The 22,397-nt window shown below is 61.4% G+C and carries 17 protein-coding genes; 4 read left to right on the top strand and 13 right to left on the bottom strand.

Annotation, left to right across the window (positions count from 1 at the left end):
• Positions 1-49: 49 nt before the first annotated feature.
• The 3 genes from F2P67_RS00250 to F2P67_RS00240 all read left to right on the top strand — a co-directional run bounded on the left by F2P67_RS00250 (position 50) and on the right by F2P67_RS00240 (position 3,368).
• Positions 50-1,723 carry a nitrite/sulfite reductase gene (locus F2P67_RS00250; protein ID WP_166215814.1) on the top strand — a complete coding sequence of 558 codons (1,674 nt, stop codon included), beginning with the start codon at positions 50-52 and terminating at the stop codon, positions 1,721-1,723.
• A complete protein-coding gene (locus tag F2P67_RS00245) occupies positions 1,720-2,199 on the top strand; it encodes a DUF934 domain-containing protein (RefSeq protein WP_166215811.1) in 480 nt (159 codons plus the stop codon). Before F2P67_RS00250 ends, F2P67_RS00245 begins: the two co-directional genes overlap by 4 nt.
• A gap of 197 nt (positions 2,200-2,396) precedes the next feature.
• Positions 2,397-3,368, top strand: a complete 972-nt coding sequence (locus tag F2P67_RS00240; RefSeq protein ID WP_166215808.1) for a hypothetical protein — start codon at positions 2,397-2,399, stop codon at positions 3,366-3,368.
• Positions 3,369-3,426: 58 nt separating this feature from the next.
• Here the strand turns inward: F2P67_RS00240 and F2P67_RS00235 are convergent, their stop codons facing one another.
• Positions 3,427-5,796 carry a tetratricopeptide repeat protein gene (locus tag F2P67_RS00235; protein ID WP_166215805.1) on the bottom strand — a complete coding sequence of 790 codons (2,370 nt, stop codon included), beginning with the start codon at positions 5,794-5,796 and terminating at the stop codon, positions 3,427-3,429.
• A 215-nt stretch (positions 5,797-6,011) separates the two neighbouring features.
• Here F2P67_RS00235 and F2P67_RS00230 point away from each other — a divergent pair, with 215 nt between their 5' ends.
• Positions 6,012-6,686 carry a DUF3313 domain-containing protein gene (locus F2P67_RS00230; protein WP_166215803.1) on the top strand — a complete coding sequence of 225 codons (675 nt, stop codon included), beginning with the start codon at positions 6,012-6,014 and terminating at the stop codon, positions 6,684-6,686.
• 54 nt (positions 6,687-6,740) lie between these two features.
• Here F2P67_RS00230 and F2P67_RS00225 read toward each other — a convergent pair whose 3' ends face one another.
• From F2P67_RS00225 to F2P67_RS00170, 12 genes are all read right to left on the bottom strand, one after another.
• On the bottom strand, positions 6,741-7,736 hold the full coding sequence (locus tag F2P67_RS00225; RefSeq protein ID WP_166215800.1) for a DUF3829 domain-containing protein: 996 nt from the start codon (positions 7,734-7,736) through the stop codon (positions 6,741-6,743).
• The gene (locus F2P67_RS00220) at positions 7,733-9,361 is read right to left on the bottom strand and encodes a J domain-containing protein (RefSeq protein ID WP_166215797.1); all 1,629 of its coding nucleotides are present in this window, start codon (positions 9,359-9,361) and stop codon (positions 7,733-7,735) included. The genes F2P67_RS00225 and F2P67_RS00220 overlap by 4 nt, the downstream gene beginning before the upstream one ends.
• Before the next feature lie 100 nt (positions 9,362-9,461).
• Positions 9,462-11,966: a fused MFS/spermidine synthase gene (locus F2P67_RS00215; RefSeq protein ID WP_166215794.1), complete on the bottom strand. Its 2,505-nt coding sequence runs from the start codon at positions 11,964-11,966 to the stop codon at positions 9,462-9,464.
• Between the two features lie 192 nt (positions 11,967-12,158).
• Positions 12,159-13,733, bottom strand: coding sequence for an arylsulfatase (locus F2P67_RS00210; RefSeq protein WP_166215791.1), 1,575 nt, complete (start codon positions 13,731-13,733; stop codon positions 12,159-12,161).
• A 75-nt stretch (positions 13,734-13,808) separates the two neighbouring features.
• Positions 13,809-14,831 carry an HAD family hydrolase gene (locus F2P67_RS00205; protein WP_166215789.1) on the bottom strand — a complete coding sequence of 341 codons (1,023 nt, stop codon included), beginning with the start codon at positions 14,829-14,831 and terminating at the stop codon, positions 13,809-13,811.
• Positions 14,828-16,261: a BatD family protein gene (locus F2P67_RS00200; protein ID WP_166215787.1), complete on the bottom strand. Its 1,434-nt coding sequence runs from the start codon at positions 16,259-16,261 to the stop codon at positions 14,828-14,830. The genes F2P67_RS00205 and F2P67_RS00200 overlap by 4 nt, the downstream gene beginning before the upstream one ends.
• Positions 16,258-17,838, bottom strand: a complete 1,581-nt coding sequence (locus F2P67_RS00195; protein ID WP_166215785.1) for a VWA domain-containing protein — start codon at positions 17,836-17,838, stop codon at positions 16,258-16,260. Before F2P67_RS00195 ends, F2P67_RS00200 begins: the two co-directional genes overlap by 4 nt.
• 1 nt (position 17,839) lies before the next feature.
• Complete coding sequence (locus tag F2P67_RS00190) at positions 17,840-18,832, bottom strand: vWA domain-containing protein (protein ID WP_166215783.1); 993 nt, start codon at positions 18,830-18,832, stop codon at positions 17,840-17,842.
• Complete coding sequence (locus tag F2P67_RS00185; RefSeq protein ID WP_166215781.1) at positions 18,819-19,418, bottom strand: DUF4381 domain-containing protein; 600 nt, start codon at positions 19,416-19,418, stop codon at positions 18,819-18,821. Before F2P67_RS00185 ends, F2P67_RS00190 begins: the two co-directional genes overlap by 14 nt.
• Positions 19,415-20,347, bottom strand: coding sequence for a DUF58 domain-containing protein (locus F2P67_RS00180; RefSeq protein ID WP_166215779.1), 933 nt, complete (start codon positions 20,345-20,347; stop codon positions 19,415-19,417). The genes F2P67_RS00185 and F2P67_RS00180 overlap by 4 nt, the downstream gene beginning before the upstream one ends.
• Entirely contained in the window at positions 20,344-21,324 is a 981-nt protein-coding gene (locus F2P67_RS00175; RefSeq protein ID WP_166215777.1) for an AAA family ATPase, read from the bottom strand. The genes F2P67_RS00180 and F2P67_RS00175 overlap by 4 nt, the downstream gene beginning before the upstream one ends.
• Positions 21,325-21,445: 121 nt before the next feature.
• A complete protein-coding gene (locus F2P67_RS00170; RefSeq protein WP_166215775.1) occupies positions 21,446-22,396 on the bottom strand; it encodes a SphA family protein in 951 nt (316 codons plus the stop codon).
• Between the last annotated feature and the right edge of the window lies 1 nt (position 22,397).

Genomic DNA, 22,397 nt, shown 5'->3' with positions numbered 1-22,397 from the left:
GGGTTCGCCCGTTCCCACAGGAGTCTTTGCATTCCTGATGAGGTAGCCGATGTACCAGTACGATGATTACGACCGGGCGCTGGTGTTCGAGCGCGTTGCGCAGTTTCGCGATCAGGTCGAGCGCTTCATGGCCGGGGAGTTGAGCGAAGAAGAGTTCCTGCCGCTGCGTCTGCAGAACGGCCTGTACATGCAAAAGCACGCCTACATGCTGCGGGTGGCCATTCCTTACGGCACGCTGAGCGCCGAACAGATGCGCACGCTGGCGAGCATTGCCAGTGACTACGACCGTGGCTACGGCCACTTCACCACACGGCAGAACATGCAGTTCAACTGGATCGAACTGCACGAGGTGCCGGACATTCTCGAACGCCTGGCGCAGGTCAACATGCATGCGATCCAGACCTCGGGCAACTGCGTGCGCAACATCACCACCGAAGCCTTCGCCGGGGTCGCGGCAGACGAGTTGATCGACCCGCGTCCGCTGGCCGAGATCCTGCGGCAGTGGTCGACGATCAACCCGGAATTCCTCTTCCTGCCACGTAAATTCAAGGTCGCCATCTGCTCGGCGAAGCAGGATCGCGCGGCGATCATGATGCACGACATCGGCCTGTACCTTTATCCCGGTCGCGACGGCCAGATGCTCCTGCGCGTGATCGTCGGCGGCGGATTGGGGCGCACGCCGATTCTCGGTCTGCAGATTCGCGAGGGCTTGCCGTGGCAGCATCTGCTGTCCTATGTCGAAGCGGTGCTGCGGGTCTACAACCGCCACGGCCGCCGGGACAACAAATACAAGGCGCGGATCAAGATACTGGTCAAGGCGCTGGGTATCGAGGCGTTTGCCAAAGAAGTCGAGGAGGAATGGCAGCACCTCAAGGATGGCCCCGCGCAATTGACCGAGGCTGAATATGAGCGGGTCGCCCGTGCATTCGTGCCGCCGATCTATCACACCTTGCCCGATACCGATCTGGACTTCGGCACGCGCCTGGCCGAGCAACCGGCGTTCGCCCGCTGGGTCGCGCGCAATGTGCAGCCGCACAAGAAACCGGGCTACACCAGTGTGGTGCTGTCGACCAAACCGGGCATGGCTGCGCCGCCGGGGGATGTCACCGGGGTGCAGATGCTGGCGGTGGCTGACTGGTCCGAGCGTTTCGGTTTCGGCGAGATCCGCATCGCCCACGAGCAGAACATCGTGTTGCCGGACGTGGCGAAAACCGACCTTTACGCGCTGTGGCAACTGGCGTGCAAACACGATCTGGGCAGCGCCAACGTCGGCCTGCTGACCGACATCATTGCCTGTCCCGGCGGTGATTTCTGCGCGCTGGCCAACGCCAAATCGATCCCGGTTGCCCAGGCGATTCAGGCGCGCTTCGACAACCTCGACTACCTGCACGATCTGGGCGACATCAGCCTCAACATCTCTGGCTGCATGAACGCCTGCGGCCATCACCACATCGGCAACATCGGTATTCTCGGCGTCGATAAGAACGGCAGCGAGTGGTACCAGATCACCCTCGGCGGCGCGCAGGGCAAACACAGCGCACTGGGCAAAGTCATCGGCCCGTCGTTCAGCGCCGCCGAAGTGCCGCAGGTGATCGAGCGGATCATCGGCACCTTCGTGCGTTATCGCGAGAGCGAAGAACTGTTCGTCGATACCGTCGCGCGCATCGGACTGGAGCCGTTCAAGGAACGGGTCTACCCGAAAACGCTGGAGGTCACGGCATGAACAATCTGCTGCGACTGGAACAGGGGGCTGCACGCATTGCAGCGGACGATCCGTGGACGCTGGTGCGCGAACCTGCGACGGACAAACCCGCCGGGTTATTGATTCTGCCGCTGGCACACTGGCTCGAAGCGCCCTCGACCCATGCCGTGTGGCTGGGGCCGGACGATGAGGTGGACAGTGTGCTGCCGTGGCTGACGTCGCTGCCGTTGATTGCACTGGACTTTCCGAGTTTTCGCGACGGCCGCGCCTACAGTCAGGCGTATCTGCTGCGTAGCCGATTCGGCTGGGCAGGGGAGTTGCGCGCGATTGGCGATGTGCTGCGCGATCAGCTCAGCCACATGCGCCAGTGCGGCTTCGACAGCTTTGCCGTACGCGAGGACAAATCGGCCGAGGATGCGCTGAAAGGGCTGGCAGGCATGAGTGTGCTGTACGGGCGATCAGTCATCGAGCCACGCCCGTTGTTTCGACGTCGCTGAATTGCACACACGCACCTTTGTGGTCGCGAAACTCTATTGTGATGAGGGGCTTGTGCCCGGCTGTTCAGTACCGGGGAAACCCTTAGAACGCCCACGAATCAGGCATTTTTCCTTGGGTCGATGGTGGCCTTTTGTTAGAGTCCCGTCGCCAGCGGGTTTTCGGCTGGACGATGGAACCGAAGAAGGGAGTCTGATCAGTGAGTCCGGGCAAGAAAATCCTCGGCCTTACCGCGTTGCTTTTGATGCTGACGCTGTGGGCCAGTTACTTTTATGTATTCAAGGAAAACCGCGACGGCCAACTTGGCGGCGCTGGCGAAAGCACGGCGTGGTGCGGTACTCCGCCCACCAACGAAGCGGCGTTGTTGGGCAAGGATCAACTGACCTTGCGCGTCACCAACAACTTGCGCGGCGAGTTCATGCTCAGCGGTTCGCTGGTAGTCTCCGAGCGCACTTTCAACCGCTATGACCTGAGCCGCAACGAACTGCGCCTGCGTCTGGAACCGTTGCAGTGGACCTACGGCGCCACGCCGATTTTCCTCGAACAGGTCAAGCTCCAGCCACTGAGTCGCAACCTCTCGGCCACCAACAAAAGTGCCTACACGGAACTTGAACCACGCCCGATCGGCGTTCAGGGCCAGGTCACCGAGTTTCCGTTCGATACCTACCATTATGGCTACAAACCGGTGCTCTATTACCTCAAGGGCAGCGAGCGCGTCGACTTGCGTTTCAAGAACATCACCACGCTGATGGAGATGTCCAACACCTTCACGCCGATCCAGAAGTACAACCGCGTCGACTACATCAACGAGAAAAATCCGATGATCCGCGACGAGGACTACAAGGCCTACGGCCCGCACGAATGCGCGTTCAGCGTCGAGCGCAAAGGCTCGTTCAAGGTTGTGGTGCTGATGCTTCTGCTGGTGCTTTGCCTGCCGCTGATGCTGGTGTTCTATCGTGACGCGCCAGGGATCGACTTCCTTGCCACGCTGGTCGGCGTTGCCGTGGTACGAGGGTTGTTGATCGGGCCGGTGCAGGACTTTCAGCTGTACAACATCGACTTCCTGTTTGGCGCGGCGATTCTGATGGTCGGGACGGTGTCGCTGATCAAGGCGATGCGCATCCACAGCCGACGCGAAATCGCCCTGCGCAGCGGCGAATCTTCCTGGTAAAAACCTTTCTCCTGCAGGAGAAGCCGCAGCCAGCGGCAACTCCTGCAGGGGGAGTGGGTTACTTCAGGGCCGGATCGCCCATGTTCATCTTCTTCCAGCCCTGCAACAGCACCTGCGCCTTCGGCTCCTGGCCGCTGTCGAGATACCACTGAATCAGTGACAATCGCGCATTGCGGTTGGCCGGTTGCACCTTGAGCAAGCCCTCCAGTACCGCGCACGCCTGATCGACTTTGCCACTTTCATGCAGGGCCACTGCCAGCACGTAACCGTACTGCGCGTTCTGCGGCTCCAGTTCGGCGGCTTTTTTCAGTGGGGCCATGGCCTCGGCAGTCTTGCCGGCGCGGATCAGTGACAGGCCGCGAGTGTGTTGCAGCAGCGCCGCGTCCGGGTGTTCCTTGAGACTGTCGGTCAACAGTTTTTGCGCCTCTTCACTACGACCATTCGCTTCAAGCCATTGCACCAGCGTGACCAGCGCCGGGTAGAAGTCCGGATCGCGCTTCAGTGCACTGCGCAGCAAACCTTCGACTTCCGAAGTGCGACCGCTGGCTTGATACAGCATCGCCAGATTGAGGTTGGCCTCGGCGCGTTCGGCGAGGCTCTTCTGAACCGCCTCGTATTCGGCAATCGCGGCATTCCAATTGGCTTGCGCCGCACCCAGACCGTTGCGGGCGACGCTGAGCAAATCCCGCGCAACGACAATGCGCACGGCTTTCACCGGATCGTTCAACAGCGGCGTCAGCAGCGGTGCGCGCTCGGGTGGAGGGAGGAAGGCACTGACCGCTCGCACCGCACTTTCCCGAACTTGCGGGGCCGGATTTTGCAGATCCTGAGTCGCCAGCTTAAGCGCTTGTTCACTGGGGTACAGCGGCAGTTCCGCGAGCAACGTGGCGCGTTGAATCGCCGGCAGATTGCTGCGCTGCAACTGGGCGTACAACGCGTCGGCCGCGCCGGGCCGGCCGTTGCGGATCAGCCAAAGACTTTCGTCATAACGCGGTGCCTGCGGGGCCGTGGAGGCGTTCCACAACTTGAACTGCGCGGTAACCTTGTCGCCAGCCTTGCCCTGATGACAGGTCAGGCACGCATCCGGGGTGCCGAGTTTCTGCGCACGTTCCGGGTCGGGAATACTGAAGCTGTGGTCATGCCGGAAGTCATTGCCCATGTAGAACTTGCCGGGCATGTGGCAATCGACACATTGCGAGCCGGGCTGGCCCATGGTGTGGCGGGTATGTTCGATAGAGTCGTAGTTCTTCGCTTGCAGACCCTTGCCGTCGACGCCTTCGACCGAGGTCTTGCCGGCTGTGTTGTGGCATTGCAGGCACACCGCGTTGCCCGGTGCTTTCAGCTGGGTGCTGTGCGGGTTGTGGCAATTGCTGCAGCGCACACCCTTGTCGAACATTTTGCTTTGCAGGAACGAGCCGTGTTCGAACACTTCATCTTTGATTTTGCCGTCCAGCGCGTACAACTCACGGGTGAGGACGCTGGGCAGGTAATCGTCCATCAGCCGCTTGCCGACGGTGTAGCCATCGCCCAACGGGGCGCGGCGCGCATGGCAGCGAGCGCAGGTTTCGATTTCGACGGTGGCGTTCTTGTCCTTGAGGTCGACGGCGAAACCGGCGTGGATCAGATCGGTTTTTTTCTGCGTCCATTCCAGATGATTCGAAGCCGGGCCGTGACAGGCCTGACAGCCGACACCGAGGCTGTTCCACTGACTGTTGAAGGTGTTGCTGGCCGCATCGAAATTGCGCTTGAAGCCCGTGGTGTGGCACTCGACGCACATGAAGTTGGCGTTCTGGCTCGGCTTGCTCCAGTGCAGCGGGTTCTTGAAGTTGACGCCTTGGCCGGCATACAGATGAAACCAGCGGTTCTTCTCGGTATCCCACGCTACGCCCAAGGCTTGCAGGCGTCCTTCACCGACCTCGATCAGGTATTGCTGCAGCGGCGCGATGCCGAAGGTGTAGGCGACTTTGAAGTCGGCATTCTTGCCATCGAGGCCGGGGGTGTTGACCCAGAATTCATCACCTTTGCGCGAGAATCGCGTGGTTTCTTTTTCGCCGTTGAAGGTGACGTTATTGAAATTGCCGAGCATGGTTTCGGCCGTCGCTGGCTGCATCGCCAATTGGTGGTGCGAGCCTTGCCAGTCCTTGACCTGTTCGGTGTGGCAGCCCTGGCACTGTTGCTCATCGACAAAAGTCGCCGGCGTGCTCGCGATGGTTTTCACCGGGGCCGGCTTCGGTGAGGGGGCGCTGAGCGGCGGCGGATTGCTGGGCGCAGGTTTTACCTGAGCAGGCGCAGGGCTGAACAGAAACCAGCCGATCCCGACGACAGCTGCCAGCAGCACGCCGATGGTGACGGGAAACAGATAACGGGAAGAGAAGGTCGGTGAAGCATCAGGCTGAAGCGGTGCGACGTTATTTTTATGCTTGGGCATTGCGACTTCCGTAGTCCAGGTGCATTTGCCGTCTGGCGGGCGTTCAGGCTCGATGCAGCTTTGCCTTATGAAAGGCGTCTGTCAAATGACGGTTGTGAGCCACTGCGCAGCGCTTGATGATTTTTTGCGATGTTGAAGAGCAAATGCTGAGGTTTTAGCTATACCTGTAATTCCCCTCTAGCAATACATTCAGGCCTTCTGACAGGAGTTACAGCATGAAGCCAGCAGTAATGATGGGCACCCTGTGCATTGCCGTCCTCGGTGTGGTGGGTTGCTCCAGCAAAACCGTCGCGCCCGATGAATACTCCGGTTTCCTCAAGGATTACAGCCAGCTCAAGGAGGCCAAGTCACCGTCCGGCGCCGAGGTGATGCGCTGGATTGATCCGAAGCTCGATGTCAACAAATTCACCAGCGTCTATGTCGAACCGAGCCAGCTGTATCCCAAGCCACAAGCCACTGCAAAGATTCCGCAACAAACCCTTAACGGCATTACCAGTTACTACGATCAGGCGCTCAAACGTGAATTCGGCAAGTCGTTGCCACTGGCGACCGGTCCTGGCCCGGGCGTGATTGTGGTGCGTCCGGCGATCACCGCTGTGAGCAGCAAGACCGAAGGCCTGCATGCCTATGAAGTAATTCCGATTGCATTGGTTGCCGCGGCGGTGAGTACTGCCAGCGGCATCCGCGATCAGGAAACCACGCTGGCCACCGAAGCGGTGTTCATGGATGGCGCCACCAACAAAGTGGTGTCGCAGGTCGTGCGCAAAGGCACGGGCAAACCGCTGGAAAACGATTCGCAAGTGATGAAGGCCGATGATGTCAAAGCCGTAATTGATGGCTGGGCCGTGGACATGCATCAGTCTTATCTGAAGCTCAAGTCCGGCAAGTAACGCCACGTGACCGGATCGTCCACGACGGACGATCCGGTATCACGGGCAGCGCCGTCAGAAGTTGGCGCGAGCCTGACGATTGTAGTGGCTGAGCAGGGCGTCATAACCACGAGTGACGGCATAAAAATCGTCACTCAGGCGTTGCGGTTCGGCGTGTTTCTGCCAGTCCCTTTGCAAAGTATTAAGGGCGTCCAGGTATTTTTGTGCGGGCTCGTTGATGCGCCGCCACAATTCCCGCGCGTCATCATCCTTGTTGCGAAACCCGGGCTGTCGCGGCCCGATATATGGCTCCCGACGATTCCACGCCTGTTGCAGGTCGGTTGTGGCGGCGGCGACGATTTGCGGCGTCAGGCTGCGGTTGTGCATGCCGTGTTCCAGTCGCTCCACCGTTTCGCGAGCCTGAATCATGTAGGCCAGCAGCGCCCAGTGAATGTCCTTGCCAACCCGTGTCTCCAATAACTTGAGTTGTTCGGGACGCTGCGCCACGTCCAGAGGCAGCAACTCTTCGCGAAGGGCTGTCGAGGCGTTGATGTAGGCATTGCTGGCGGTCTGAATACGCCCGACGAGCGTCGGTGTCAGCTCGAACGGCACGACATAGAAGCTCGCACTTCTGTCGAGTCGAGTCGGCGGAGAAATCGATGAAGCCCATTGCAGAGCTTGTGCATAGTCACGGACTTTCTGTGACAGCGCGGGCTGCCAGGCCAGAAGCTCGAGCTTTTCGGTGGTATCACGAAGACAGACATCCTGCTGGATGTCACGCACGTTGACCGCATCGCTGTCTTCGAAATCACGCGGCTCGGGAAGAAACCTTCCGAACGCATCCTTTGTGATTCGCTGATGCAGGTTTCTGTCGTACGCGTTGCGCCAATGCACATCGACGCGGTTGACGCAGGCGATGATCGGACTCAGGGCGTTGGCCTGCGCGGTCACCGGTGCGTCACGCTGATCCAGCCACAGATCGAGCTGGAGAAACGGTCGGGTCTTCCCCGACAACCCCATCACCACCAGTGCGACCACCAGGCCGATAGTGAGCATCATTCTTGAGCTCATGGTCGTGCCTCCTGGGGATACCACTGTTCAACGGTGGCCGGCGCGCCGCATTCGGCGGTGCTCGCCGGGATCCGGCTGCACTGGCGCTCGGCCCACGGTTGCAGCCCCTGATTGCGATTGACCGTGCCCTGACTGGCCGTGACTTTGAACACGCCGAGCACAATCACCAGCGCCAGAATGCCGAGGATCGTCATGCAGAGTTTCAGCACCGGGCTGGTCTGCTCCCAGGACACGTGGGGTTTGACCTGCCGCCGTCGGGCCAGACCGACAACCGCCAGCGTCGCGACATACACGGCGCCGGCAACCGGGCCAAACAGCCAGCTCAGCCCGGCCACCATTAATGCGCAAGGCAGCAGGTCACGTAGCACGCCGAATGGCGGCGCATCCTTCATCAAACCCAGACACAGGCCGGTGCTGAGCCGGTCATCCAGTAGCCAATAACGGTGGGCCAGATTGTGCGTCAGCCAGTTGAGACCGTAGGCAATCACGCCGAACACGACGGTTGAGGTCAGGACGATGTTGATCAGCCCGGTGGCGCGCATTCCCAAAGGAATAAAGTGGGTGAAAGCGCCGATCAGGCACGCCAGCACCACCGCGACGTAGATTGGCCAGTCGTGGTAGGTCTGTTGCCAGTCGCGCCAGAAAAACGCGGTGCCGCCGGGCAGTTCGGCGCAGACCTTTGGATGGTTGGCGTACAACGCCGAGCTCAATTGCCGGCACTCTTCCCAATCTTTCTCGCGCAGGCGCCGGGCCAGCGCCAGGCGTTGGCTGAACGGGCCAGTGCCGAGGAGCAGGCGCGCTGCACGGTGTTCGGCGGTGGCTGCCGGTTCCTGCGCGAGCTGACGTTTTTGCGCTAGAAAAAACGGTGCTTCATGGCGCGCGAGCAGGCGTCGCCATTCAGCCTCGGGGCAACTGTTGGTCGGGCCGGTGTGCCAGCCCTGGCCGGCACAGACCTGCTCGAAAATGCTCGAAGACCAGTAATCGCGATCCAGCAGAAGGAGGCTCAACACCCGGTTGAACCACTGGCGGTGCACTTCGACGTCGAGCCAGAGAACGTGCGCGCAATCGCGGTAAGCCCGCAGGAACGCCTCACTGTCTTGCTGCTCAAGGGCTTCGCGTAGTGGTCGGGTGATCCGTTCGCGTTGCCGGGCCAGCAACAGCTCGCAGGACTCTTCGTCCAGTTCAAGCCGTTGCCAGGCACTGAACCACTGATAATGCACCACCGCCCAATCCACCAGTGCGTCGCAACTCTGCGGGTTCTCGATGCAATGCTGCAGCAGGGTGTCTTCAAGGATGTGCGCGCAGCCTTGCTCGACGGCAAGGGCATGCCGCCGGGCCAGCTCTTCGCCGCTGACGTCTTTCAGTGAGCGCGTCGCCTGGTGCAGGGCATCGACTTCGACGACCGTCAGGTCGGTCAGGTCCCAACAGGCGTCGTCACCTTCGTTCTCCTCGCGAAACTGCGCCCATTCCTTGTAACTGAGTGCCTGTTCATACGCCTCGCGCAGGCGCTGGAACCCCTCCGGGTCTTCGTCCGGACGGGTCTGTTTGAGCAAGACAGCGTATTGGCGTTTGATACTGCGCGTATCGGCGTCGGCCGAGAGGCCAAGGACGGTCCAGCAACTCATTGCGTGTACAACTCCGTGAAAACCTGCGACGCGACCCAGTGATGGCAATTTGATTTTGCGCACCCTACCTGTTTCGCGTCTAAAAGTCCTCTGCGGCGCTTCAGTTACCGGTAAACCAACGGAAATACGGGTTGCCGCCGTCGCCGCGCATCACTTCACGAATGTCACGGCTCCAGCCATCGCGGTCACCGTCATAGGCGTGCAGACTGGCGCGGTAGAACTGCATCAGGCGTTGCCGGTGCGCTTCCATCCGCTCATTGAAACCGGCATCGGCATTCAGCAGTGGCGGCGGCTGATACAGGTCGAGCAGCGCCGGCAGCACGCGGGTTATCTCCTTGCTGCGTACCCAGGGTGCGTACTCGATGCGCGGCTGATCGTCGGTCACCGCCGGAGCATCGGCGGCGAAACGCTGCAGACCGGCACGGTCAGTGACCCAAGTCGAGAGCAGGGCGGCAGCCGAACCGATGCCGACATTCTGCAACGTACTGCGAACGCTGTCCTGCTGAAAGCGTGCAGTGATTTTTGCGGCGTCCAGCTCGATCGGCTGCATCGAACCCACCAGTAGCATCTCGTGAAATTCGCTGGTCCAGAGGTTGGCGTAAGGGAACACGTCGAGGAAGCTGCGCACCAGCGAACGCGAGTCATCGATGTTCTGCGTCGGCAGCGGCAACCATTGCGCGACGATGCCTTGTTTGTGCAAGCGGCTGGCGGCCAACTGATAGAAATCCCGCGAGTACAGGTTGACCACGCCGGCCGCCGATGGCGGTGGCGGTTCGAGGGTAATCAGGTCGTAAGTCTGTTCGCTGCGCAGCAGTTCCTGGCGGCCATCGCGCAGGCGCACATCCACCGCCGGATCGCTCGCTGCATTGAAATTGCCCTTGAACAGCGGCGCCGCGTTGACCACCGCCGGCAGCAGCTCGGCGACCACGCGATGTTCCAGCCCGGGATAACGCAGCATGGCACCGGCGGTGATGCCGGTGCCGAAGCCGATGACCAGCGTCGAACGTGGTTCGCCGTTGTGAATCAGCAGCGGCAGCAGCGCCTGAATACGCATGTAACGCAGCGACGGCATGGCATCGCCGGTGTTGGATACGCCCTGAATGTACAAGCGGTGAAAGGTGTTTTCGCCTCGGCCCTGGGCGACCACCGCCACGGTGCCGCCGCGACCTTCCTGATAAAACGCCAGCGTGCCGTTGCGTGCGCCGGGCAGCAGGCTGGCGATTTTGTCGACCGGCGTCAGCACGGCGAACAGCACCGAAACCAGCCCCAGCGCCACCACCGCCTGACGCCGGCCTTTCTTCACGTGGTGACCCTTGCGCACCGCGCAGTAACCGACCGCCGCCGCAATGATCGCCAACAGACCCAGCGTGCGCACCAGGCCCAGCAGAGGGATCAGCAAAAAGCCGCAGAGCATCACCCCAATAATTCCGCCCAGCGTGTTGAACGCCACCACCGCGCCGACATCGCGGCCAATCCGCTCGTGGCCGACACTCAGGCGCAGCGCCAGCGGAAACGCCGCGCCGAGCAGCAGTGTCGGCACAAACACGATGCTCAGCGCTGCGATGGCAAACCGTGCGCTCATGCCGGCCAGTTCGCTGACGCCCAGGCTCAGCAACCACATCTCGGTCTGGGTCTGCGCGAGAACCAGCCAGCGGCCAAGCAGGGCGATTTCCACCAGCGCGATCAGCCCGGCGCCGGCAATCAACAGACCGAACACGCCCCACGGATCACGTATGCGCTCGACGCGCCGGGCGAGCATGGCGCTGCCGATGAACAACCCGGTCAGGTAGGTCGCCAGCACCACGGCGAAGGCGTAGGTGCGGGTGCTCATGAATTGCACGATCGATTGCGACCAGACCACCTCATATCCGAGGGCCACGCCACCGGCGATGGAGTACAGCCACAACGCAGTGCGGTCGGCGGCTTTTTCGTGGTGGTGTTTGGCCGGTGCTTCCAACGGTATTGACTGGCGGCGTTGCCAGCCCAGGGCACCGGCCGCCGCGAGCAGGTTGAGCATCGCTGCGAAAAGCGCACTGCCGCGCACGCCGAGGGTGGCGATAAGCACGAATGCGGCGAGCAGTGTGCCGATAATCGCGCCAAGGGTGTTGGCAGCGTACAACTGACCGCCGGCCTTGCCCGGGTCAGTCGACAGCGAACGCACCAATACCGGCAGGGTGCCGCCCATCAACACGGCGGGGAGGCCGACCAAGGCAAACGGCAACAGCCAGGCGAGCAAACCGACGTGACCTTGCAGCCAGGCAAACGGACTGGCGGAAACACTCAAGGCAAACGTCGCACCGACACCCAGTACCGCCACCAGCACTTCCAGCCCGGCGTAGAGCAGCACCGGTTGCTGCAAACGATCCGCCCAGCGCCCGAACCACCAGCCACCGATGGCCAGTCCCGCGAAAAATGAGCTGATGCCGGTGGTGATCGCGTAGACCTCGACGCCGACCACCAGCGACAGTTGCTTGATCCACAGCACTTGATACACCAGCGCGGCGGCGCCGGAGACGCACAGCAGCAGAGCAGGAATCAACAGCGTGGGCGAAGCGGTATGCGAAGCGGGTATGGCCGACGGCTTGCTGGCGATACGTGCAGACATGCGGATTGCCTTATTTCAATTCGATAAAGACGGCGACCCTGGCAGCCTCTTCGTGGACAAGCCCGCTCCCACAGTGGCTCTCGAGTGTTGCAAGAGTCCCTGTGGGAGCGGGCTTGCTCGCGAAAGGGCCAACCCGGTCGCAAGCCGAAAACAGGGCCGCTCGCCGGCAAGGCGAGCGGCGGTCAAGCGGTCTTACTTAGCGGTTTTCATTTTTTCTGCAATTTTCTTGTCAACTTCCTCACGTACCTGGTCGATGCTGAAGCTAGCAGGACGCTGACTAGGCGGATAATCGACGAAGGTTTGCAGGAATTTGGCGGATTTACTTATACCCATGAATAACAGGTAGTCGTTTTTCGCCAACCAGTCGAAGTATTGGTCGGAGACCACGTCGGCGCGTTCATACGGGTCCATGCGCAGGTTGAAAATCTTCGGTACACGCAGGCAGGTGAACGGTTCGCTCCAGACCTTGAAGCCGCCCGGTGCACGCTGCTCGCAGTAGACGAACTTCCAGTCCTTGTAACGCATGCTCACCAGTTCACCGTCATCGTTGAAATAGTAGAACTCGTCACGCGCGCTCTTGTCGGTCTTGCCGGTCAGGTAGTCCAGCTGGTTGAAACCGTCCAGGTGCACCTTGAAGTTCTTCCCACCGACGTCAGCGCCTTTGAGCAGGCGATCCTTGATGTCGAGATCGCCTACGGCCGCAAGCAAGGTCGGGAACCAGTCCAGACCGGAGAACATTTGCGTCGACACTTCACCGGGCTTGATATGCCCTGGCCAACGAACCATGGCCGGAACCCGATAAGCACCTTCCCAGTTCGAGTTCTTCTCATTACGGAACGGGGTAGTTGCTGCGTCAGGCCATGACCATTGGTTCGGGCCGTTGTCGGTGGTGTAGACGACAATGGTGTTGTCGGTAATTTTCAGGTCATCGAGGGTTTTCAGCAATTTGCCGACGTCGCCGTCATGTTCGAGCATGCCGTCTGCATACTCGTTGCCGGGCATGCCGCTCTGGCCCTGCATGGATTCACGCACATGCGTGAAGGCATGCATGCGGGTGGTGTTCATCCAGACGAAGAACGGTTTGTCCGCCTTGGCCTGTTTCTCGATGAACGCCTGTGCAGCAGCGGTAGTTTCGTCATCGATGGTTTCCATGCGTTTTTTGTTCAACGCACCGGTGTCTTCGATCTTGCCATCGGCAAAGCTGTGGATCACGCCACGGGGAGAGGCTGCTTTGACGAACTCGGCATCATCCTTGGGCCAGTAAGGGCGTTCCGGCTCTTCTTCGGCATTCAGGTGATAAAGGTTGCCGAAAAACTCATCGAAACCATGGTTGGTGGGAAGGTATTCGTCTTTGTCGCCGAGGTGGTTCTTGCCGAACTGGCCCGTTGCATAGCCATGGGCCTTCAGCGCCTGGGCAATGGTGACGTCACGCGCCTGCAACCCGACAGGTACGCCTGGCATCCCGACCTTGGACAGGCCGGTGCGCAGCGCGGTCTGGCCGGTAATGAAGGTGGATCGTCCTGCGGTGCAGCTGTTCTCCGCATAGTAATCGGTGAATATCATGCCTTCCTTGGCAATCCGGTCGATGTTCGGCGTTTTATAGCCGACTACGCCCATTGAATAAGCACTGATGTTGGTCTGGCCGATATCGTCGCCGAAGATCACCAGAATGTTGGGTTTATCAGCCGCTGTGGCAGTTGCCGACAGCGCCATCACCGAGGTTGCCACCAGGGCGAGTTTCGGTAGCCACTTGCGTATGCGAGTCATCTGACTTGCTCCTTTTGCGCGGGGGTCGTGTGGTGCGACAAACGTTTGTTGCGGTCCTGCATAACGCTTTTCTACTTATTGCACTTGCTCGGGGAGCGGTGGATCGAACGGGTAGATCCGGCGCCATTCGGCCGCCATGTCCACCACGGTCCAGCCGCGGGTTTTCGCTTCATCGAGGGCCTTGTCGAGACGGCCGATGTCAGATTTCCGGTCGTAGGCCCACTCACGTTTCGCGTCGGTGTGATGCACCAGGCCCATAAAGCGTTTGCCGGAGCCTGCGGCGGTCCACTGCAGCATCTGCAGGTCTCCGTCGGAATTGCCGAACGCCAGAATCGGCCGCTTGCCGATCACCGCGTCGATGCTTTCGGGTTTGCCCGGGCCGTCGTCGTTGTGCGCCAGTTTCGGCGTGCGCACGATCGAGGCTTTGCCGTCCTTGAACTGGAACGCGGTCACGAACGTGGTGCCGATCACCTGTTCAGGCGGGATGCCATAGACCTTCTCGGCAAAGGCACGCATGAACCCGGTGTCGCCACCGGAGACGATGTAGGTCTTGAAGTTCTGGCTGCGTAGGTAGTCGAGCATTTCCAGCATCGGCTGGAAGATCATCTCGGTGTAAGGCTTACCGGTTTTCGGATGACGGGCCTGGCTCAGCCAGGTCTTGGCGTAATCGTCGAAGGCTTCGGTGGTCATGCCGGTGTGGGTGGCGCCGACAATCTTCAGCAGGCCGTCCATGCCGCTGGCCGCCAGCGCCTTGTGGTCGTTTTCCAGCACCGCTTTGAACGGTTGCGTGGTTTTCCATTCCGGGTGCTGCGCCGCGTTGCGCTTGACTTCGTCGAGGGCGAACAGCAGCTCGAAATACATCGGCTGTTCGCTCCACAGCGTACCGTCGTTGTCGAACACGGCAATGCGTTCGGCGGGTTTGACGAAGTCCTTGCTGCTCTGATCGGTCACTGTCTGGACGAATTCGATAATGCTTTTTTTCGCCGGCCCGTCGTTCCATGACGGCAGCGGTTCGCTGGCCTGAGCCAGCAGTGGCACTGCCATAGCGAACAACAGGGCCAGACCGAAGCGTTGGCGATGCAGCAGCGGATGGGTCATGGGAAATCCTTCTCGTGAACAGGGTTGATCGGGCGTAGGGCCGGGGTCTCATCGAGCCGTTGTTGTCTGACCTGACTGTGTAGCGTAGACAATGATTCTCGCAGTTGGCCCAAAGATTGATCGGTGGTGGGTTGACGCCCGTAAAGGCCACGTAACAGTCCTTGCAGGCGCGGGCCGGCACCGGTCAGCTTCAAGCCCAGGCGACTGCGGCGCAGCCACAAATACAAGGCACTCAACTGCGCAGGTTTCTCTGTCAGTTGCGGGTCGATTTGCTGCCAGGCGAAGTCCGCCGATTGCAGCCACGCATCCCGTCGTGCCTGCTGGCGTGCCTGCCATTTCTGCCGGGCGCGGGTAAACGCGGGGCGCAGCAGATAACCGCCGCCGATGACTGCACCGAGCGCAGTCAGCCACAGCAGCCAGCGCGTGGAGAGATGCAGGTGACTGCCGCCCAGTTGCTTGAGGTCTTCACTGATCGAGAACACCGGTTTGTAGGCGCTGTTGGCGGCGGCGTCGAAGGTCACGGCCGGGACGTTCGCCGTGCGCAATTGCTGCGTGCTGGCGTCCCACCACTTCACGTCGATGGCCGGAAGGGTGTGCGAGCCGGCCTTGTCGATGCGGTAAGTGACACTGTCGATACGCTGGCCGCCGAGGATGTCGCCGCGCCCGTCATCCAGATTGGTGATCTGCGGCGTTTTCGCATAACGGCTCAGCCCCGCGACATCACCGATTGCCGGGATCGGCAGAGCCATGGCCAGCGCGCCGTCGGCTTGCAGGGTCAGTTGGCGGGTGATGCTGTCGCCGACTTTCAACGGTGTGGCCGAATTCACGACGCTCTGGCTGAAGCGCACGGCGTTGGCCACCAACGGCGTTTCGCCGGGCTGGAAGCCGGGCGGCTGGGCGGCGCTGAATTGCATGGGTTCGCTGTGTGCGCTGATTTCTGTGCTGGCCTGGCCGGGCGCAGCGCGCACGGTCAGCGCCGGGATGTCGTAGCGTTGCGCGACATTCGGGGTGATCAGGTAGCTGTAGCGCAGGCCGCTGAAGGATTGTCCGTTGATGGTCTGGTTGAGGTGTTGAGCCTGGCCATCCGGCGGCCTCACCAGCGCACCGTCGAGTTTCAGTTCGGGCAGGGTGGCGGCGCTGGTGAACCAGGTGTCGGTGAGGACATCGAGTTGCAGTTCGATCAGTCCGCCGACCATGGCGCCTTCGGCGGGTTGCAGATGGGCCTGGACTTTGAGCTGCGGTTCGGCGGCAAAGGCACTGAAGCTCAACAGGCTGCTGATGAGCAGGGTACAGAGTTTTCTCCTGACTGAGCGGACCCCTTCGGGAACAAGCCCCCTCCCACAGGGATTTCCTGGACTTGGACAAATGGTGTTCACAACCCAAAACCCTGTGGGAGGGAACTGGCTCCCGAAGGCCGTGACTCGGTTCATGGCCTGGCCCCCGCCTGATCCTGCAAGCTGAATTTCTGCTTGAGAAATTTCGCCGGCGACGTGCTGAGGTTCTGCAGCCACAACGCATCCGATGTCGCCTGCTCGGTCTTGACCGCTTTGCTCTGGCCCTTGCCCGGCGACTTATCGAATTTCACTTCGTCGGGTTTGGTTTCGGGGGCGTTTTTCTCGGCGCTTTCCGTGTCTTTGAGCAAGGCCTGCGCCAGCGCCAGATTGGCCGTGGCTTCGGGGAACTGCGCTTGCAGCTTCAGCGCCTGCGTGTAGGCAGCAATCGCCTGATCGAACTTGAAGCGCCGCACGTAAATATTGCCCAGATAGAAATACGCCTGTGGCGTGTCCAGCCGCGCGAACGTTGCGAGTGCGAGGTCATAATCCGCCGCCTGATACGCCGCGACGCCTTTCCAGTACGGATCGACAAATAGCGCGGCGGCCTGCGGCAAATGTCCGTGCTCGAACGCCCAGCGACCCTGCTGATCCCGGGTGAAAAACGCATCGGTCAGCCCATTGGCCTGCGCCGGTGCCGCCGGCCAGCCGATGCCCACGGCGAGCGCCAGCGCCGGCATCCAGTTGACGCTCCAGCCCTTGCGCACGCTGAACAACGCCAGCAACAACAGCGGCCAGCACAGCCAGTAACCGGCGTCTTTCCAGTGCAGTTCGCGCTGCTCGGCGCTGGCGCTCTGGAAGTGTTGTTGCGCGTGCAGGTCGATCCAGTCCAGATCGTCGTCGTTGAGGGTCAGGCTGCCCAGCGGCGCATCCAGAGCCGACGCCAGGTCTTTCAGCGCAGCGGGGTCGAAACTGCCCAGCGCCGGGCGTCCGTTGGCGTCGGTACGTGGCTGGCCATTGGCGTCGCGAAGGATGCCGCCATCCTCGCTGCCCACCGCGAGCACCAGAACCTGCAGGTCGCTGCCGTCGAGACGCTTGGCGAGGCCATCCAGTTGCGAGGTGTCGGCGCCGTCAGTGAGCAGCAGCAAACTGCCTGGAGTCTTCTCGGCGTCGAGCAGACGTCCGGCCTGATCGATCACCGCGCCGACGTCCTTGCCGGTTTTGCCGATCAGCCCGGTACCGAGGGCTTGAATGAAGGTGTCGAGCAGCGCCGGGTCGTCGGTCGGCGGCAATACCAGATGCGCGCTGCCGGCGTAGGCAATCAGCGCGGTGCGGGCGCCGGCGCGGCGCTGGATCAAGTCGTGGAGTTTGTGTTTGGCCGCTTCCAGCCGCGACGGTTGCACATCGCTGGCGTCCATCGACGGCGACAGATCAACGGCGACAATCAATGGCGCGCGGTTCTCGAGAAAGTCCGGGCGATCCTGCTCCCAGGTTGGCCCGGCGGCGGCAATCGCACCAAGGATCAACACCGCGCAGAGCAGGTGCACCGGGCGCAGACGCTGATGATCCTGCGGCGTAATCAACAGGTGCGGCAACAGATGCTCGGCAATATTGCCGCGCAAGCGCCGCTGCAAGTCTCGACTGCGCCGCCAGATCAATGGGAGCAATGCGCCAAACAATGCCAGCAGCAGCCACAGCGGGCGGAGGAAGTGGAAGTCGCCAAGATCGATCTCCATCTCAGGCCTCCTGCCGTTGGCGGCTCAACGCCAGACGTGGCCGCAACAGGGCGCCGAGGTGATACGCCGCGAGCAACAACAAGGCGGCGCCCAGCGGCCAATAAAACAACTCGCGTTGCGGCTGATGACTGAGGGTTTGCACCTGATGCGGGGTGAGGCGGTCGAGGGTGCTGTAGACCTGATCCAGTGCCGAGCGGTCTTCGGCGCGGAAGAACTGGCCGCCGGTGTTTTTGGCAATCTGTTCGAGCCCCGGCAGATTGACCTTGGCTTCTCCGGAGGCGGCAGGATCGCCGATGCCGATGGTGTGGATGATCACCCCTTTTGCGGCGGCCATTTCGGCGGCGTGATCCGGAGTGATCGCGCTGCTGGTGTCGTTGCCGTCGGTGAGCAAAATCAGCACTTTTTCCTGCTCGTGGGCCTTGTCGAGCAATTTGAGGCTGAGGCCGATGGCATCGCCAATCGCCGTGTTCGGCCCGGCCATGCCGATCCCTGTGTCGGCCAGCAACAGCGACAAGCTGGCGTGATCGAGGGTCAGCGGTGCCTGCGGATAGGCACCGCTGCCGAACACGATCAGGCCGAGACGGTCATCCTTACGTTTATCGATGAAGCCTTGCACGACCTCTTTGACGGCAGCCAGACGATTGATCTTCTCGCCGTTGGCGTTGGTGAAATCTTCGGTTTCCATCGATTGTGAAATGTCGATGGCGAGCATCAGGTCGCGTACCGGTTGCTGGCGTTCGATGGGTTTCTCGACAAACACCGGGCGGGCCGCCGCCAACACCATCAATGCCCAGATCAGCAGATTGAGCAGCAACTGCCAGACATTGCGACGAGTGCCGGCGTTGCTTGGCGCCTCGCCAACGGCGCGGCTCATGGCGCCAAAAAATGGTACGCGCACGGCACTGCGCGCCTCGTTGTAGACCGGCAAGTAGCGGTAAGTCAGCCAGGCGAGTGGCAGCACAAGCAACAGCCAGGGGTAATCAAGCTGCCACATGATGATGCTCCACCCAGTATTGGCAGGTGTCGAACAGCGCCTGGCGCTGGTCGCCGGGGAGGGCGCGCAAGGTGTCCTCGGGGGCGTAGGCGAGTTGGGCGAGTTGCTCGCTGAAGTCGGCGGGTAGCGTTTTTTTGCTGTGCCGCTGCAAGTAACGTTGCCAATCTTCCTTTCCCAACGCCGCTGGCCCCCGTGGGAGCGGGCTTGCTCGCGAAGAGGCCGTTACATTCAAAGTAGATGCTGACTGACCCGACGCATTCGCGGGCAAGCCCGCTCCCACAGGGAATGCATACCAGTGCCGGGATCGGGTGGGTATCGAGATTGCCACGCGTTTCAGCAACTCCGGCAGTTCGCGCAACGCATTGAGGTCATCACTGCGCTCGCGCAATTGCGCCAGCCGCACCAGCGCTTCGCGGCGATACTGATCGCGACGCCAGTGCAAATAACGCCGCACGCCCACGACAATCGCCAGCACGATCAAAAGCCCCAGCAACACCCACCAGCCCCACGTCTGCGGCGCGTAACTGACCGGCGCGGGCAGGCCCAACTCCTTGAGTTGTTCGATGCTCGGGACGTTCGGGTTCAACGTCGCGCTCCGCTTTTACCGAGTTCGGCACGCAATTGTGTGTGCGCTTCTTCGGCGGTGCTGAACATCATCAGCGGCACACGACTGCGGCGAAGCAGGGTGGCGACGTCCTTGAGGCGGCCGCTGAGAAAATCCCCCAGAGGCTGATGCACACTGCGCTTGTCGACCGCTAGTTCTACCTGCAACTGCCCCTGAGTGATCAACAAACGGCCATTGCTCGGCAGCTTCAGCGCCAGCGGGTCGTAGACTTGCAGGGCAATGACGTCGTTGTGCGCCGACAGTTGCCGCATCAGTTGCAAGGTGCGTTCGCCGGCCCCGGCGAAGTCGCTGACGATGCAGATCAGATGATCATGCCCGGCCAGCGCCAGGCAACGCTGCAAGACTTTGTCGAGTTGATCTTCCCCTTCGGCATCCGGGTTGGCGGCACTCAACGCCTGATTCTGTTCGGCGATGCGACTGAGCAACGCTTCCACGCGTTTGCGGCTGCGCAGGGGCGCGATGTTTTCGATTCTCGAGTCATTGAAAACCAGTCCGCCCACACGGTCGCCAGCGTTGAACACCATCCACGCCGCCAGCGCGGCGAGTTCGGCGGCCACGGCGGATTTGAAGCTGCGCTGCGAGCCGAAGAACATCGACATGCGCTGGTCAGCGACGATCAGCGCCGGACGGTCGCGCTCTTCGGTGAAGGTGCGCACCACCGGTTTACCGGTGCGCAGCGAGGCGCGCCAGTCGAGGTGGCGCAAGTCGTCGCCGGGCTGATAGCGGCGCAGTTCATCGAAGTTCAAACCCCGTCCACGCAGGCGCGAGGCATGGTTGCCAGCGAGGATACTGCCTTGCGGCTGACGAGCGAGAAAACTCAGGTCGCGGGCCTTGAACTCCAGCGCCATCAGATGCGCGAGAGAGACGTAAACCAGGCCGTCAGCGTTCACGCGGGGATCGCCACTTTGTCGAGAATCCGGTCGAGCACCTGATCGGCGCTGACGCCATCGGCCACCGCGTCGTAGCTCAGTTGCAGGCGATGGCGCAGCACCGGATGCACCACGGCGCGGACGTTGTCCGGCGACACAAAATCCTGGCCCTGCAACCACGCATCGGCACGCGCGCAGCGATCCAGGCCGATGCCGCCACGCGGGCTGGCGCCAATGCTGATCCAGCGCCCGAGGTCTTCGTCGTAGTCGGCGGGATGGCGCGTGGCGTTGATCAGGTCGATCAGATAACGGTCGATGGCGGGGGAGACGTGCACCGCGCTGACCTCTTTACGTGCGGCGAAAATCACTGCCTGCGACAGGTTGAAACCCTTGGTCGGCGCCGTGCTGGCGCCTTGGGCAAACTCTTCGGCGCGCAGCAGGCGCAAGACCTGACTTTCATTGTCGGCACTCGGGTAGTCGAGCAGGACTTTCATCAGAAAGCGGTCCATCTGCGCTTCGGGCAGGGGGTAGGTGCCTTCCTGTTCGATCGGGTTTTGCGTCGCCACCACGATGAACAGTTCCGGCAGCGCATGACTGTTGCCGGCCACAGTGATCTGGCGTTCTTCCATGGCTTCGAGAAGCGCTGCCTGGACTTTGGCGGGGGCGCGGTTGATCTCGTCGGCGAGGATCAGGTTGCCGAACAGCGGCCCGGGCTGAAAGCGGATCTCGTTCTTGCCCTCGACCTGATGCAGCACCTCGGCGCCGGTGATGTCCGAGGGCAGCAAGTCCGGGGTGAACTGAATCCGGCTCATCTTCGCGTCCAGGTGTCTGGCCAACGCCTTGACCGTGCGCGTCTTGGCCAGACCGGGCAGACTTTCCAGCAGCAAATGCCCGTTGGCGAGCAGGCCGAGGAGAATCTGCCGGATCACCTGATCCTGACCGAGCACCGATTCGGCAATGCTCGCTTGCAGGGCGTTGAGGTCGCTGAGTGTTGTCATGACGTGTGCTTCCTTCTCAAAACATGAACGTCGCAATGACCGGAATGAACGATAGACGGAAATTCCAGCGTCTACTAATCAGGTCGTCCCACTGAAAAACAGACCGCATCCCTGGCTCCTTCTAGAAAAACGCCAGGGTCATGTTGGCGCTGATGCCGTCGCCTTCGGGGCGATTCTTGGTGTCGAACTCCGGCACCCAGCGCGCGCTGAAACTGGCCTGCGTGTCGGCGAACTTACCGCTCCAGCCGACGGTAGGGCCGGCACCGACCGAGCGTCCGCGAAAGCCGTTGAGCGAGTCGGCGGTATCACCTTTGTCGTCGCTGATCTGCTGCACATAACCGGCGGCCAGGCCGGCGCTCCAGCCATTGCCCAAACCGTGGGTCCACAGTGCGTCGAGGGTAAAAATGTCGCCGTTGCGGTAATCGGTGGCGTCGTTTTCGGTGTAGAACTCGAGCCCGCTCGACAGCGTGAATTCGCCGCCCTTGCCGTCCAGATGAGTGAAGGCAACGGTGGGCATAAACGTGTAATTGTTCTGCCCGGGGTTGGCCAGACGGTTTTCGTTGTAAGCGCCGGTCGGCACGTAGATCGGCAGGGAAAACGCGATGTGATTGAGTTCGTCGAAGTGATAACCGGCGGCAATCGGCGTCACCAGCGCATCGGCGAACTGGGTGCCGGAATCACTGTCGCCGAGGGTGCGTCCACGCGAACCGGTGACACTGGCGTTGATGTCGGTGTACTGCACCGGCACGCCGATGGCCGAAGCGTAATTCCATTTGCCCGGGCCGGTGTCCCAGACGTGGGTGAAGTTGGCCATGGTGTAAGACACTTTCATGTCGATCCCGGCGCTGACTTCACCGGAAATCGGCGCACCGCCGCTGCCCTTGATCGAACCGTCGTACCAGATGCTGGTCAGCGACACGACCCAGCCCGGAGCCGGTGGCACCACCCCGGCATTGGAGAACACTTGCTGGCCAGTGATCGGCCGACCGACCCCGCCCTCTGCTGCGAACAACGCAGGGCTACCGAATATGCACAGCGCCAGTAACGGGCGCACAACGTAAGGCTTGACCATC

Origin of the sequence: Pseudomonas atagonensis (genome assembly GCF_011369485.1) — a bacterium.
In the GTDB taxonomy this organism is placed as follows: Bacteria; Pseudomonadota; Gammaproteobacteria; order Pseudomonadales; family Pseudomonadaceae; genus Aquipseudomonas; species Aquipseudomonas atagonensis.
This window is presented reverse-complemented; position numbering and strand designations above follow the sequence as displayed.

What these genes read in the sequence shown, in the direction of transcription:
- F2P67_RS00225 (WP_166215800.1), bottom strand. Translation starts at nt 7,736, where the DNA reads ATGAGCTCAAGAATGATGCTCACTATCGGCCTGGTGGTCGCACTGGTG.
- F2P67_RS00250 (WP_166215814.1), top strand. Translation starts at nt 50, where the DNA reads ATGTACCAGTACGATGATTACGACCGGGCGCTGGTGTTCGAGCGCGTT.
- F2P67_RS00210 (WP_166215791.1), bottom strand. Translation starts at nt 13,733, where the DNA reads ATGACTCGCATACGCAAGTGGCTACCGAAACTCGCCCTGGTGGCAACC.
- F2P67_RS00190 (WP_166215783.1), bottom strand. Translation starts at nt 18,832, where the DNA reads ATGTGGCAGCTTGATTACCCCTGGCTGTTGCTTGTGCTGCCACTCGCC.
- F2P67_RS00215 (WP_166215794.1), bottom strand. Translation starts at nt 11,966, where the DNA reads ATGTCTGCACGTATCGCCAGCAAGCCGTCGGCCATACCCGCTTCGCAT.
- F2P67_RS00200 (WP_166215787.1), bottom strand. Translation starts at nt 16,261, where the DNA reads ATGAACCGAGTCACGGCCTTCGGGAGCCAGTTCCCTCCCACAGGGTTT.
- F2P67_RS00195 (WP_166215785.1), bottom strand. Translation starts at nt 17,838, where the DNA reads ATGGAGATCGATCTTGGCGACTTCCACTTCCTCCGCCCGCTGTGGCTG.
- F2P67_RS00205 (WP_166215789.1), bottom strand. Translation starts at nt 14,831, where the DNA reads ATGACCCATCCGCTGCTGCATCGCCAACGCTTCGGTCTGGCCCTGTTG.
- F2P67_RS00245 (WP_166215811.1), top strand. Translation starts at nt 1,720, where the DNA reads ATGAACAATCTGCTGCGACTGGAACAGGGGGCTGCACGCATTGCAGCG.
- F2P67_RS00175 (WP_166215777.1), bottom strand. Translation starts at nt 21,324, where the DNA reads ATGACAACACTCAGCGACCTCAACGCCCTGCAAGCGAGCATTGCCGAA.
- F2P67_RS00220 (WP_166215797.1), bottom strand. Translation starts at nt 9,361, where the DNA reads ATGAGTTGCTGGACCGTCCTTGGCCTCTCGGCCGACGCCGATACGCGC.
- F2P67_RS00235 (WP_166215805.1), bottom strand. Translation starts at nt 5,796, where the DNA reads ATGCCCAAGCATAAAAATAACGTCGCACCGCTTCAGCCTGATGCTTCA.
- F2P67_RS00230 (WP_166215803.1), top strand. Translation starts at nt 6,012, where the DNA reads ATGAAGCCAGCAGTAATGATGGGCACCCTGTGCATTGCCGTCCTCGGT.
- F2P67_RS00170 (WP_166215775.1), bottom strand. Translation starts at nt 22,396, where the DNA reads ATGGTCAAGCCTTACGTTGTGCGCCCGTTACTGGCGCTGTGCATATTC.